Genomic DNA, 12,734 nt, shown 5'->3' with positions numbered 1-12,734 from the left:
CGTGGTGACCCGCTGGGGCGCGCCCCGTCTCGCCCCGTGGGCGGCGGTGGCCGCCGGACTGGCCGTCGCCGCGGTGCCGCTGCGCACCGGCACCGACAGCCTGCTCGTGATCTTCGGTCTGCTTCAGGTGCTCGCCGCGGCCGGCGCCGCCGGGGTGGGGCTCTACCTGCGGATCATCGCCGCCGGTCGGGAGCGGGCGATCGCGCTGGTCCGGGCCGAGCAGCGCGCCGAGTTCGCCCGTGACCTGCACGACTTCATCGCCCACCACGTGACCGGCATCGTGGTGCAGGCGCAGGGTGCCCGGTTCGTCGCCGAGCAGGACCCGCAGCGGGTGATCGTCGCCCTGGAGCAGATCGAGCGGGCCGGCGCGGAGACGATGGCGTCGATGCGGCGGATGGTGGGGATCCTGCGCAACCCGGACGCCCCGCCGGACGCGCCGCTGGCCCCGCTGGCCGGTGTGGCGGACCTGGCGCCGCTGCTGACGGGGTTCAACGGCACGGCGAGCGCACCGGCACGGCTACACGTCGACGGCGACCTGGACGGGCTGCCGGTGGAGGTCTCGACCTCGGCGTACCGGGTGGTGATGGAGGGGCTGACCAACACCCGTCAGCACGCGCCGGACGCCCGGTCCGTGGACGTGGCGGTGCGACGTACCCCCGACTGGTTGCTGGTCCGGGTGGCCGACGACGGCGCATCGGCGCGCACCACGCCGACCCGGGGACACGGCTTCGGCCTGATCGGCCTCACCGAACGGGTACGCGCCCTCGGCGGCACGATCTCCGCCGGGCCTGGCGTCACCGGCGGCTGGGTGCTCGATGCGGCGTTCCCGCTGCGCACGGCGGTGAGCCGATGATCCGGGTGCTGATCGCCGACGACCAGGCGATGGTCCGCACCGGCTTCGGAATGATCATCGGGGCACAGCCGGACATGGAGGTGATCGGCGAGGCCGCCGACGGGGTCGTCGCCGTCGAGCTGGCCCGGCGACTCCGCCCGGACGTGGTGCTGCTGGACATCCGGATGCCCCGCCTCGACGGCCTCGAAGCGTTGCGGCTGCTCGCCGGGCCGGGCGTCGCCGACCCGGTCCGGGTGGTCGTGGTGACGACCTTCGACCTGGACGAGTACGTGCACACCGCGCTCTCCAACGGCGCCTGCGGTTTCCTGCTCAAGGACTCCGGCCCGGCGCTGCTGGTGGAAGCGGTCCGCGCGGCCGTCTCCGGTGACGCGCTGATCAGCCCGTCGATCACGGTACGACTGCTGGAGCACCTCAGCTCACCCGCTCCGGCGCGCGACGACGCCGGCCTGTCCCCGCGGGAACTCGACGTCGTGAAGCTCGTCGCCCGGGGCCTGACCAACGCCGAGATCGCCACGCAGCTCTTCATCGCGGTCGGCACGGTCAAGACCCACCTGGCCAGCGTGCAGATGAAGCTCAAGGCCCGCAACCGGGTCGAGATCGCCGCCTGGGCCTGGGAACGCCGCCTCATCGGCTGATCCGGGTCTGGCGCGGGTGCCGACATCTTGCGACGCTAACGGTTGTGTATGACTACGACCTGGTGGTGCTGGGCTCCGGACCCAGCGGGCAGAAGGCCGCGATCGCCGCCGCCAAGCTCGGCAGGCGGGTCGGCATCGTGGACCGCCGCGACATGATCGGTGGGGTGTGCATCAACACCGGCACCGTCCCGTCCAAGACGCTGCGCGAGGCTGTGCTCTATCTGACCGGGCTCAGCCAGCGGGACCTCTACGGCAGCAGCTACCGGGTCAAGGAGGAGATCACGGTCAGCGACCTGGCCGCCCGGACCCAGCACGTGATCACCCGGCAGACCGACGTCATCCGCAACCAGCTCGCCCGCAACCGGGTCGCGATGATCACCGGCACCGGCAGGTTCGCGGACGCGCACTCGATCTGGGTCGACGGCGGCTCCGGCCGCGAGTCCAGGGTGACGTTCGACAAAATCATCATCGCGGCGGGCACTCGCCCGGCCCGCCCGGACAGCGTCGACTTCGACGATCGGACCATCGTGGACTCCGACGGCGTCATCAACCTCCAGGCCGTACCCCGCAGCATGGTCGTGGTCGGCGCCGGTGTCATCGGCATGGAGTACGCGTCCATGTTCGCCGCCCTCGGCACCAAGGTGACCGTGGTGGAACGCCGGGACCGGATGCTCGAATTCTGCGACGAGGAGATCGTCGAGTCGCTCAAGTACCACCTGCGCGACCTGTCCGTGGCGTTCCGCTTCGGCGAGGAGGTCGCCGCCGTCGAGAAACACCAGACTGCGGCGCTGTGCATCCTGAAGAGCGGCAAGAAGATCGTCGCGGACACGGTCATGTACTCGGCCGGTCGGCAGGGCCAGACCGACGACCTCGCTCTGGAGGCAGCCGGGCTGGAGGCGGACCGGCGCGGCCGGATCAAGGTGGACGCCAACTACCGCACCTCGGTGGAGAACATCTACGCGGTCGGTGACGTGATCGGCTTCCCGGCCCTCGCGTCCACGTCGATGGAGCAGGGCCGGCTGGCCGCGCAGCACGCCTGCGGCGAGCCGATCCGGGAGATGCACGGCCTTCAGCCGATCGGCATCTACACGATTCCGGAGATCAGCTTCGTGGGGCAGACCGAGGCGCAGTTGACCGACACGTCGACGCCGTTCGAGGTGGGCATCGCGCGCTACCGCGAGCTGGCTCGCGGCCAGATCGTGGGTGACTCGTACGGGATGCTGAAGCTGCTCGTCTCACCCGACGACGGCCGGCTGCTCGGCGTGCACGTGTTCGGGACGGCCGCCACCGAGATCGTCCACATCGGGCAGGTCGTGATCGGCTGCGGCGGCACGATCGACTACCTGGTCGACGCGGTGTTCAACTACCCGACGCTGGCCGAGGCGTACAAGGTGGCCGCCCTGGACGCGTCCAACAAGATCCGCAACATCACCCGCATCGACGGCTGAACCCCTCCAGGTCGGGAGAACGCATGGATGCAAGCTCAATCATCGCGGCTTGCGCGACGACGATCGCTATCGCTTCCCTGGTGGTGTCGATCGGGGAGATGAGGGCGACGCGGCGACACAACTGGCAGTCCGTCCGACCTTTGTTGGGCTTCGAATGCCTACGACACGACGGGCATACGGCAGGCATCAAAATCACCAATGCCGGCCTCGGGCCAGCCATCATCAAAACCACCATGCTGTTCCTTGACGGCGAAGCCGTCGGCCCATGGGAGAAGCACGTCGTCGACCCCCTGCGCGGCACCTTCCCGCTCTGGCCGCACTTCGTGTCACTCCGTCCCGGCAGGCACATCCCGGTCGGTCACGAGATGATGATCTTTGCTCTTGAGGCGTATGACCCCGCGAGAGACGCCGATTTCTGGACGGCGGTGACGCAGCGAATCACAATTCGGGTGCAGTATGAGTCGCTCTACGGCACGGAACACGAATCCTGGTTCGAGGGGTCGTGGGCCCACGGCGCCACTGAGATCACGCACACAGCATCACGGTCGGGAACGCCGGGAGTCGAGCACGGCAACCCTGCGTAGCCCGGCCGTACGTCGGTAGCTGGCGTCGAGTAACTCGTCGACTTCGTCCCAGTCGGTGTCTCCGGCCAGGTCTACCCCGATCCACCCGTAGGGACCCAGGTAGGCCGGCACGAAGCAGCGCTCCTCGTCCAACAGCGCCACTCGCTCGTCGGGATCAACCAGCACGAGCAACGAATGTTCATGCTGCCGATGGACCCCGTCGACTTTCACCGATCCCCCGTAGTAGGCGAAGACCTTGGTGGTGAAGAAGGCGGGATGGCCGTGGGAGATCTTCTCGGCCGCGTCGGGGAAGGCCAGGGCGAGCGCCCGCAGCCGGCTCAGGAGTGGGTCTGCCTCGTCAAACATCATGGGGTGCGGCATATCGGAAGGTAAACACACGGTGGACCGCAGTGGTGTCCTGCCGCCAGGGCTGCCTTGAAGATGAGTTTCCGGGATGGTGTCGTATCGAGGCGCAGCCGTTCGTGGAACCAGTGGTGCGGCGGCCGGCTGGGCCGACGGACACGAGGAGTCGAGAAAGGCCCTCGTCCGGGGACTGAGAGGAGACGACCATGACGGAGTACCTGATCACCTTCAACGACGAGTGGGTGCCCGACCACACGGCGGAGGAGATACGCGAGAAGGGCACGGCCGCCCGGGTCGTGATCGAGGAGATGCAGGCCGAGGGTGTCCTGATCTTCAGCAACGGCGGGCTCGACCGGTCCACCGCGGTGTGCAGTGTCGAGCGGGTTGACGGCAAGCCCGTCTTCACCGACGGCCCGTACGTCGAGACCAAGGAGCACCTCGGCGGCTTCGCCGTCGTGGACGTGCCCGACGACGCAGGGGCGCGATACTGGGCCGGCCGGCTCGCGACCGTGCTCGACTGGCCGCAGGAGGTGCACCGGTTCCGAGGTCCCGGGGAGGCCCGGCGTGACGGCTCCGGGAAGGAGTGAACGCGGCGCCCAGGCACCTGCTGTCCGAGAAATCCGTCCGAGCGCTGCCGGAGCCGTGACCGATCCCACCGTCGAGCAGGCGATCACCCGTGTCCACCACGAGGAGTGGGCGCGGGTGGTCGCCGGCCTCGCGCGCCGTTTCGGCGACCTCGACGTCGCCGAGGAAGCGACGGCCGAGGCGTTCGTAGCGGCGGCGGAGCGGTGGCCGCGTGACGGCGTACCGCCCAGTCCCGGCGGTTGGCTCGCCACCACCGCGACCCGCAAGGCGATCGATCGGCTCCGTCGCGAATCGCAGCGCGACGCCAAGCACGAGGCGGCCCGGATCGTGTACGACGACACCCCTCATGAGCCGACCGGCCCGGTCGAGGACGACCGGCTCAGACTGGTCTTCACCTGCTGCCACCCTGCGCTCGCGTTGGAGGCCCGGGTGGCGCTCACCCTGCGCCTGCTCGGCGGCCTCACCGTCCCCGAGATCGCCCGCGCCTTTCTGGTGCAGGAGACCACGATGGCGCGACGGATCACCCGCGCCAAGGCAAAGATCAAGGCAGCACACATTCCCTACCGGGTGCCCAGGGACGACGACATCCGCGAGCGGCTCGCCGGTGTGCTCGCGGTCGTCTACCTCGTCTTCAACGAGGGCTATCTCGCCACCGAGGGGGAAGAGCCGGTGCGCGTCGACCTCACCGACGAGGCGATCCGCCTTGGCCGCCTGCTCCGAACTCTCCTGCCGGACGACGGCGAGGTAGCCGGCCTGCTTGCCCTGATGCTCCTCACCGACGCCCGGCGGCCGGCGCGCGTGTCCCGCACCGGGGAACTGGTGACCCTCGACGAGCAGGACCGCGGCGCCTGGGACCGCACCCTCATCGCCGAGGGCAGAGCCTTGATCCGCGAGCGGGTCGAGGCGGTGGCGGCCGGCGGTGACCCAGCGGGGCGCTACCAACTGCAGGCCGCGATCAACGTGGTCCACATGGATGCCCCATCCGCCCGAGACACCGACTGGTCCACCATCGCCGCCCTCTACGGCCGCATGATGCTGCTCGACCCCTCACCGATCGTGCGGCTCAACCGGGCGGTCGCGGTCGCCGAGGTCGACGGACCCGAGGTCGGGCTCGCCGAGATCGACCGGCTCGCCGAGATCCTCGACGGCTATCACGCCTTCCACGCCGCCCGCGCCGACCTGCTGCGGCGACTCCGGCGCGGCGGCGAGTCGCGGGCGGCGTACGACCGGGCCATCGGTCTCGCCGGCAACCCCGCCGAGCGGGCCTACCTCACCCGTCGCCGCGACCAGCTCGCCGGCTGACCGACACGTGGAGCCAGCCCGTTCCAGCACCGGTTCGCGGGATGAGCGGGCGTCGTTGGTAGGGTCGCCGCGGCAGGAAGGTGGGCGTTGGGTGGGCCATTGGCGGCGGTTCGAGCGGGTCCAAGGCGGTGCCTGTGAGTTCTGGCAGATTCGTCAGGAAGACATCCGCTGCTTCATAAGTTGGGGCCGTGACGGTAGCCGTCGTGGCGGGTCGACGACCGTGGCATTGCTGGATGAGCGTCACGCGAAGTCGCACGTCGAGAAGAAGATCAGGGGGCAGCTTCGCAAGGGCTTCCTCGAGGTAGCCGGCCTACCCGCACCGATCGGCGACCCGGACGCGCTCGTGGTAGAGACTATCGCCGACGCGGTAGCGAAGCGGGCTTACGGGCTTCCGCGACCGCATTATCGGCCCGTGGAGGAATTCCGTGACGTGGTTTGCCACGCACAGATCTATCCGAAGTCTCCGGGTAAAGGGTTCTACCGCTACCTGATCTTGCGTGACCAGGGCCTCGGCGCTCTCGCGTTCAACGTCCGCGAATCGTCGCATCGACCGGAGTCCGTCGCGGAGTTCCTGGAGACGGTCGTCACCGTTCGCGACCTTCCCTTCGACGGGCAATCGCATCACAAGATCGCCCTGTCGCGCCCGGCAGGGCCGTTCAGCCACGCGCTGCTGTGCTCGCCCGCGCTGGGTCAAGCCGCCGTCGCTCACCCGACGATCGCAGCCAAGGTGGCCACCGTCTTTCCGATCTACGACTGCGAGATCGGCGACGCCGATGCGGAGGCCTTCGTCGACGCCCGGATCCACGGGCACGGGGCGCTGCCCTACAGCGACTGGGCGCGTCGACCGCATCCGGTCGTCGACCTGCGCTTCGACATCCAAGGCCCCTACCCCGAGCGCGATCGCACGTTCAAGGTGTACCCACGCCCCCGCCTGGACACCCTGCTGCCCAAGCTCGCGGCAGCCGCATCTGACAGCTGGCTGGAACTCCGGTCCTTCCGCGGCGAGGTCCGTCGGCTGACCCCAACCAATCTCGCTGCCCCCGGCGACCTGCACCAATTCCTGCTCGACTCCCACCCTGCGGTATAGCTGCTCGGCGGGATAAGCAACGCACTCATCTCGTCATATTGGTACGCCGCGGCTCGGAGACCAGCACCCTCTCGCGGTCCGGATGCCCCGGTCTAACCCGGTCGTGGATCTCCATGCCGGCTGTTAGCGTCGCGGCATGTTCGCCACCGACCGGGTCCGACTGCGCCCGCCTACGCCCGACGACGCGCCGAACATGTTCCGCCTGTACGGTGATCCCGAGTTGCACCTGATCACAGACGGCGAGCCGTTCCTGCCGCGCCACGTCGGCCAGGTTCGGGCCCGGCTGGAGAAGCAGGTCACCGAGCCGCCCGACGGCCAGACCACGGTGTCGCTGCTGGCCGAAACCGTGGCCGACGGCACTTTCCTCGGTGGCAGCGTGCTGTGGGGGATCAACGCGTTCAATCAGTACGCCCACCTCGGCATCTCGCTGCTACCCGAGGCGCGTGGCCAGGGGTACGGGACCGAGGTGATCCGGCTGCTCTGCCGGTACGGTTTCCGCAACCGCAACCTACGCCGTCTGGAATTGGAGACGCTGGCCAGCAACACGGCCATGCGGCGGACCGCGGAGACGTGCGGCTTCACGCACGAAGGCACCCAGCGGGAGCGCGAGTACGACGGCGACGGCTTCGTAGACATGGTGATCTACGGTCTGCTCCGACGCGACTGGACGCCGTAGCCGGCCGGCGCGGCGACGTCCGGTCGTGATCGGGCGGCTCAGGCGTCCGAGGCACGTCGGGGTTGCCGTCCACCCTGGGAGCGATTCGCATCTTCCTCGGGGCCCTGGCTACACCACATAGGGCACATTGCGCTCATCGGCGCGATCGTGCGTCGGGCGCCACCGCACGTCCATCCGCGGCGAGGCGACGTCCACCCGTTGCCGTGCTGTGCGCACGGTCGCCGGTATGAGCGGTCACGCTGTACTGAGCGACCAGCGCCCGCCGTCGTCAGCGTCGAGGATGACGAAGCCGCGGCATGACAGACCGTTTGCGCCGCGACCGAAGCCACTTCCGCATCGGGGCATTCCCGCTGGCTCGGGGAGTGGCGCGCTCGCGAAGGGGCTGTCAGACAGAAGGTCGGCGCGACACGGCGACCTTCGCCAGACCAGGACGGGGCAGGACATGGACCAAGGCACCCGCGACGAGGTGCTCGGCCGCTTGGCTGAGGCAGTCGGGTCCGTCACAGCCGCACACCCGACGCGGGTTGCCATCGACGGACCGCCCGCCGCAGGCAAGACCACCCTCGCCGACGAGCTGGCCCTCGTCTTGCGCACACAGGGCCGCGACGTCATCCGCGCGACGATCGACGATTTCCTCTTCCCCCGGGCGCGGCGCTATCCGCGCGGCGAGTACTCGGCTGAAGGCTGCTACTTCGACGCCCACGACTACGATGCGCTGAACCGGGTTCTGCTCGATCCGCTCGGTCCGGGCGGAGATCGACGCTTCCAAAACGCGGTCTACGACCGCACCGCGGATACCGCGTTGTCCCCGCCGGTCACGACTGCGCCCGCCGACGCGGTGCTGGTCTTCGACGGCGTCTTCCTCATGCGCCCGGAACTGATTGATCGGTGGGACCTGCGCATCTTCGTGTCGACCGCGCTCGAGAAGACCGTGGATCGTGCCGTGACCCGAGAGCGCCGGGTGTCATCTCGGGCGGACGTCGAACGGCGCTGGCGCGAGCGATACATCCCCTCCCAACAGCTCTACTTCGCTACGGTCCGCCCAACCGATCACGTCGACATCATCGTGCACAACGACGAGCCCCAGCAGCCGGCCTGGGAAACCCGAACACACTGACCGCACTCAGTTCGGCACGACCGGGTGCGGGCTTGGTGCAGTTATGGCGACGGCTGCGTAGCGTACGGTCTGCGGCCAATGTGGGTGCCGACCCTGACAGCTGCGAACTCGGTGGCGTGAACACTGGGCCAGGCGTGAGGATGCCTCCATGGCCTACAAAGCCGAATCACCGTGGGCGCGGGCTGGCACGTGCCGTTGCCTCCGTCGCAGCCGCGGACGGTTTGGCGAACCATCTGCTGCCGCAGTGGCGGGCTCGACCGGAACCGTCGCGCCGAGTGGCGCGGGCGCTGGGATTCCGCCAGCGCGTGCCCTCTGGCTGGAGCGAGCTTGTCCTATCCCTGTGCTCTAATCCCGTCATGCATGTCGTCGTCTGCGGCGCACTCGTGGAGAACGGCGCGGTCCTGCTGGTACACCGCAGCCCGACCCGCCGGGCATACCCGGATCTCTGGGATCTGCCCGGGGGGCACGTCGAAGCGGGTGAGTCGGAACTACAGGCCCTCGCGCGTGAGATGCACGAGGAGCTAGGGGTTCACATTGTGGCGGAGTCCTCGTCACGGTTGGGCGACCTGCATGCCGGCAGTGGCGAGGACGCCGTCCACGTGGGCGTCTGGCAAATCAGAGACTGGGTCGGCTCTCCCACCAACCGTGCACCTGAGGAGCATGACGACATCGCATGGGTCGGGATCAGCGAGCTGGGCGGCCTTCCCCTCGTGTTTGGCGCCCTGCCGGCATTGCTTCGTTCCCTGCCTGAGCCTGACCGGCTGCCTCGTCGCGACGAAGCACGGACAACCGCATCGCCGAGCGGCCCGTAGATCCATCGCTGCTCGGCACCTCCGTCCGGTTGAATCCCCTGCATCCGGTCATCGACAGATCCGGTTGTCGGCGCTAGCCCGCTTCGGCGACGGTCCGTGACGCGCTCCGGTGGCTGCCGGCGTGCGGAGGAAGAGCTCACCCCGCACGAACACGCTCGTCCCAATGCCGACACCGACGTGGCTCTACGACCGTCCGGGCTGGGGGCGGCGTTCGGCACGCGTCGCGCCCGAGACGGGGACGGGGACGTACGGTCACGGGCCCACATCTGGGGCAGCTCGACAGGCACGAACCAGCACAGCCTGAGCGTCCAGCACAGCCGACCCGATCCAAGGTGCTGCCGCCGGGCGCAGCCAACCGCGGCACGGACGCCGCAGGCCAGGCACGCTGAAATGGCACGGCACACCGGTGCTGGGCGGACGGCACCGTACGCCTGCTCAACGGCCCGACCGACGAGCCAGCCCGGTCACCCGTTGGCGGGATGGTCCGTCGACCTGCTCGATGCCAGAATTCCCGCATGCGACGCGCCATCGTCGGGCGGGACGAGGTGTTCGACCAGGCCTGGCGCCTCCTGAGCCAGCCTGGGCCGGTGCTGTTGGAAGGGCCTGCCGGCATCGGCAAGACCGAGCTGTGGCGGGCGCTGGTCGCGCACGCGACGCAGGCCGGGTGGCTGGTGTTGAGCTGCGCGCCGACCGAGGCCGAATCCGAGCTCCCGTACGCTGCCCTGGCCGACCTGCTCCGCCCGCTCGCCGACCGGGTCGCCGAGCTGCCCCGGCCACAGCGGATCGCCGCCGAGGTGGTGCTCCTCTCCGGCGACGCCCACGAGGCGGTCGACGTACGGGTGGTCGGGGCGGCCACCCGCTCATTGCTGGAGGCCGCGACGGCGGCGAGCACCCATCCGACGGTGCTCCTCGCGGTCGACGACGCGCCCTGGCTGGACCGGCCCAGCGAACGCGCGCTGCGGTACGCCCTGCGCCGGGTGACCGGCCTGGCGACCCTGCTGAGCCGCCGACGTGGCCAGGGCACACCCGACGACGTACCGCTCGGTCTCGGTGCGGGTCACGTCGGCGGCCCGGTCGGACGGGTCGAGGTGCCTCCCCTGGACGTCGGCGCGCTACACCACGTCCTGCGCGGGCAGCTCGGGGTCACGCTCAGCCGGCCTATGCTCGTGCGGGTGGCACGGGAGGCCGAGGGCAATCCGCTGCTGGCCATCGAGGTGGTCCGCGCCGTGCAACGCCTCCCGCGCCAGCCCGCACCCGGCGACGACCTGCCGGTGGCCGCGTCCATGCACCACCTGCTCGCGGACGTCCTCGCCGGGCTGCCCCTGGCCAGCCGCACCGCGGTGCGGCTCGCCGCGCTGCTGACCGTGCCCACCCTGGCCGACCTGGCGGCGGCGGGGGTGTCCACCGCCGAGCTGGACGCGCCCGAGGAGGCCGGGCTGATCGTGGTGACGCCGAACGGCGTGCGGTTCACCCACCCGGTGTACGCGGCGGCCGTCCGGGCCAGTATCCCGCCCGGGGTCCGCCGCCGCCTGCACCGCCAGCTCGCCGACCTGCTCGCCGATCCGGACGAGCGGGCCCGGCACCTCGCGCTCTGCGCGACGGACCCGGACCCGGTGGTCGCGGACACCCTCGCCGCCGCGGCCGAACGCTGGCACAGCCGGGGCGCGCCCGACCTCGCCGCCGATCTGCACGACCGCGCGGGCCAACTCACCCCGGTCGACGACCGGCCACGCCTGGGCCGGCGGCGACTGGCCGCGGCCCGCTGCCGGTTCGACAGCGGCGACTTCCCGGCGGCCCGGGAGGCGGCCGAGGCGGTCGCGGCCGAGTTCACCGGCGAGGTACGGGCGGAGTCGCTCCTGCTGCGGGCCGTCGTCGCCTGGTCCGCCGGTGAGGCCAGCCGGGTCGCGGTGGACAACGGCACCCGGGCGTTGGCGGCGGCTCCGGCCGGCTCGGCCCTGGCCGGCCGCATCCATGCCCACCTTGCCGTCTTTCAGGACCACACCGAGTCGGCCCGGAAGCACGCCGAGGCGGCCGCCGCACTGCTGGACGGACGCGACGACGAACACGACCTGCTCGCCGCCGCCCTGGTCCTGCTCTTCTTCCAGGAGGTACGGCTCGGACGGCCACCGCGTACCGACCTGCTGGACCGGGCCCTCACCCTGGAGGGCGACGAACCGGCGTGGCTGGCGAGCACGGTGCCCGCGATCTGGTGGAAGTCGATCGACGACGCGCAGCGGGCCCGACTGCGGCTGCACCGGATGCTGGGCCGCGCCGAGGCGAGGGGCGACGAGCCGCTGCAACACGAGCTGCTCTCCCACCTCGGCGAGGCCGAGTTGCTGGCCGGGCGGTGGGAAGACGCCGAACGGCACATCAGCGCGGCCCGGGAGCTGGGTGACCAGCTCGGCACGGGCCTGGTCGGTGAGGCCTGGCTTGCCGCGCTGCTCGACGCGCACCGGGGCCGGCTGGCCGACGCGAGCCGGGTGGCCGAGTCCGGCCTGCGGCTCGCCGACGAACTGGACGACGACTGGTGCCGACGGATCCACCAGCAGTTGGCCGGATTCGTGGCGCTCTCCGCCGGCCGGATGGCGGAGGCGGCCGCCGCGTACACCGGCCTGGCCGCGACGATCGACGCGAACGGGCTGGTGGAGCCGCTGGCCATGCGGTTCGAGCCGGACTGGATCGAGGCGTGCGTCGGGGTGGGCGACCTCGACCTGGCGGCGACCGTGCTGGCCCGGCTGACCGCCCGACACCGTCGGTTGCCGCGTCCCTGGACGATGTTGGGCGCTGCTCGGGCCCGCGCGCTGCTGGACAGCGCCACCGGTGTCGACCCCGGCGCGGCGCTCGACGCGCTGACGGCGGCACGGGACGCCGTACCGCCGGAGGTGTTGCCGTTGGACCGCGCCCGCTGCCTGTTCGTGGCCGGCATCGTGCATCGCCGGGCCCGCCGCAAGCTGCCGGCCCGGCAGGCGCTGGAGGCGGCGGTCGCGGAGTTCACCGTGATCGGCGCGGCCGCGTTCGCGGATCGCGCCCGCGCCGAGTTGGCCCGCGTCGGTGGACGCCCGCCGACGCCCCGGCACCTCACCCCCACCGAGGAACGGGTGGCCCAGCTCGCCGCCCGCGGGCGGACCAACCGGGCCATCGCCGACGAGCTGTTCGTCAGCCCGAAGACCGTCGAGGCGAACCTCGCTCGGATCTACCGCAAGCTCGGCATCTCCACCCGGGCGGAGCTGGGTGCCGCGATGACCAGGGCCGACGCGCAAGCATAGGGAAACGCCCGATTCCTCGCCGCCCGC

The 12,734-nt window shown here is 70.6% G+C and carries 12 protein-coding genes and 1 pseudogene; 12 read left to right on the top strand and 1 reads right to left on the bottom strand.

The window, feature by feature from the left end:
- Position 1: 1 nt before the first annotated feature.
- The 4 genes from ACFYPS_RS01160 to ACFYPS_RS01145 are packed head-to-tail and all read left to right on the top strand — an operon-like array spanning position 2 to position 3,520.
- Positions 2-853 (top strand): sensor histidine kinase, encoded by an 852-nt coding sequence (locus tag ACFYPS_RS01160; protein ID WP_387322204.1) that lies wholly within the window; start codon positions 2-4, stop codon positions 851-853.
- Positions 850-1,488 (top strand): response regulator, encoded by a 639-nt coding sequence (locus ACFYPS_RS01155; protein ID WP_387322202.1) that lies wholly within the window; start codon positions 850-852, stop codon positions 1,486-1,488. The genes ACFYPS_RS01160 and ACFYPS_RS01155 overlap by 4 nt, the downstream gene beginning before the upstream one ends.
- A 44-nt stretch (positions 1,489-1,532) precedes the next feature.
- Positions 1,533-2,936 carry a Si-specific NAD(P)(+) transhydrogenase gene (gene sthA, locus ACFYPS_RS01150; protein WP_387322200.1) on the top strand — a complete coding sequence of 468 codons (1,404 nt, stop codon included), beginning with the start codon at positions 1,533-1,535 and terminating at the stop codon, positions 2,934-2,936.
- Between the two features lie 23 nt (positions 2,937-2,959).
- The gene (locus ACFYPS_RS01145) at positions 2,960-3,520 is read left to right on the top strand and encodes a hypothetical protein (protein WP_387322198.1); all 561 of its coding nucleotides are present in this window, start codon (positions 2,960-2,962) and stop codon (positions 3,518-3,520) included.
- Here the strand turns inward: ACFYPS_RS01145 and ACFYPS_RS01140 are convergent.
- Positions 3,476-3,868, bottom strand: coding sequence for an MmcQ/YjbR family DNA-binding protein (locus ACFYPS_RS01140; RefSeq protein WP_387322196.1), 393 nt, complete (start codon positions 3,866-3,868; stop codon positions 3,476-3,478). The genes ACFYPS_RS01145 and ACFYPS_RS01140 overlap by 45 nt on opposite strands.
- A 200-nt stretch (positions 3,869-4,068) precedes the next feature.
- Between ACFYPS_RS01140 and ACFYPS_RS01135 the strand changes: the two genes are divergently transcribed.
- From ACFYPS_RS01135 to ACFYPS_RS01100, 8 genes and pseudogenes are all read left to right on the top strand, one after another.
- A complete protein-coding gene (locus ACFYPS_RS01135; RefSeq protein ID WP_387322194.1) occupies positions 4,069-4,449 on the top strand; it encodes a YciI family protein in 381 nt (126 codons plus the stop codon).
- Between the two features lie 55 nt (positions 4,450-4,504).
- The gene (locus tag ACFYPS_RS01130) at positions 4,505-5,749 is read left to right on the top strand and encodes an RNA polymerase sigma factor (RefSeq protein ID WP_387322192.1); all 1,245 of its coding nucleotides are present in this window, start codon (positions 4,505-4,507) and stop codon (positions 5,747-5,749) included.
- Positions 5,750-5,840: 91 nt separating this feature from the next.
- A complete protein-coding gene (locus ACFYPS_RS01125; RefSeq protein ID WP_387322190.1) occupies positions 5,841-6,836 on the top strand; it encodes a WGR domain-containing protein in 996 nt (331 codons plus the stop codon).
- Positions 6,837-6,972: 136 nt separating this feature from the next.
- Positions 6,973-7,512 carry a GNAT family protein gene (locus ACFYPS_RS01120; protein ID WP_354962492.1) on the top strand — a complete coding sequence of 180 codons (540 nt, stop codon included), beginning with the start codon at positions 6,973-6,975 and terminating at the stop codon, positions 7,510-7,512.
- A 442-nt stretch (positions 7,513-7,954) separates the two neighbouring features.
- The gene (locus ACFYPS_RS01115; RefSeq protein ID WP_387322188.1) at positions 7,955-8,629 is read left to right on the top strand and encodes a cytidylate kinase family protein; all 675 of its coding nucleotides are present in this window, start codon (positions 7,955-7,957) and stop codon (positions 8,627-8,629) included.
- A 140-nt stretch (positions 8,630-8,769) separates the two neighbouring features.
- A pseudogene (locus tag ACFYPS_RS01110) lies at positions 8,770-8,922 on the top strand (GNAT family N-acetyltransferase); the annotation flags it as partial.
- 63 nt (positions 8,923-8,985) lie between these two features.
- Positions 8,986-9,441 (top strand): NUDIX domain-containing protein, encoded by a 456-nt coding sequence (locus ACFYPS_RS01105; RefSeq protein WP_334624357.1) that lies wholly within the window; start codon positions 8,986-8,988, stop codon positions 9,439-9,441.
- 515 nt (positions 9,442-9,956) lie between these two features.
- Complete coding sequence (locus ACFYPS_RS01100) at positions 9,957-12,707, top strand: AAA family ATPase (protein ID WP_387322186.1); 2,751 nt, start codon at positions 9,957-9,959, stop codon at positions 12,705-12,707.
- The last annotated feature ends 27 nt before the right edge of the window (positions 12,708-12,734 follow it).

This window comes from Micromonospora sp. NPDC005087 (genome assembly GCF_042872965.1).
Lineage (GTDB): Bacteria > Actinomycetota > Actinomycetes > Mycobacteriales > Micromonosporaceae > Micromonospora.
Note: the sequence above shows the minus strand (reverse complement) of the source record. Positions and strands in the feature narration are given on the sequence as shown.

Excerpts from the sequence above, each read along its gene's own strand:
- ACFYPS_RS01140 (WP_387322196.1), bottom strand. The coding sequence starts at position 3,868 with ATGATGTTTGACGAGGCAGACCCACTCCTGAGCCGGCTGCGGGCGCTC.
- ACFYPS_RS01120 (WP_354962492.1), top strand. The coding sequence starts at position 6,973 with ATGTTCGCCACCGACCGGGTCCGACTGCGCCCGCCTACGCCCGACGAC.
- ACFYPS_RS01155 (WP_387322202.1), top strand. The coding sequence starts at position 850 with ATGATCCGGGTGCTGATCGCCGACGACCAGGCGATGGTCCGCACCGGC.
- ACFYPS_RS01100 (WP_387322186.1), top strand. The coding sequence starts at position 9,957 with ATGCGACGCGCCATCGTCGGGCGGGACGAGGTGTTCGACCAGGCCTGG.
- ACFYPS_RS01115 (WP_387322188.1), top strand. The coding sequence starts at position 7,955 with ATGGACCAAGGCACCCGCGACGAGGTGCTCGGCCGCTTGGCTGAGGCA.
- ACFYPS_RS01135 (WP_387322194.1), top strand. The coding sequence starts at position 4,069 with ATGACGGAGTACCTGATCACCTTCAACGACGAGTGGGTGCCCGACCAC.
- ACFYPS_RS01145 (WP_387322198.1), top strand. The coding sequence starts at position 2,960 with ATGGATGCAAGCTCAATCATCGCGGCTTGCGCGACGACGATCGCTATC.
- ACFYPS_RS01105 (WP_334624357.1), top strand. The coding sequence starts at position 8,986 with ATGCATGTCGTCGTCTGCGGCGCACTCGTGGAGAACGGCGCGGTCCTG.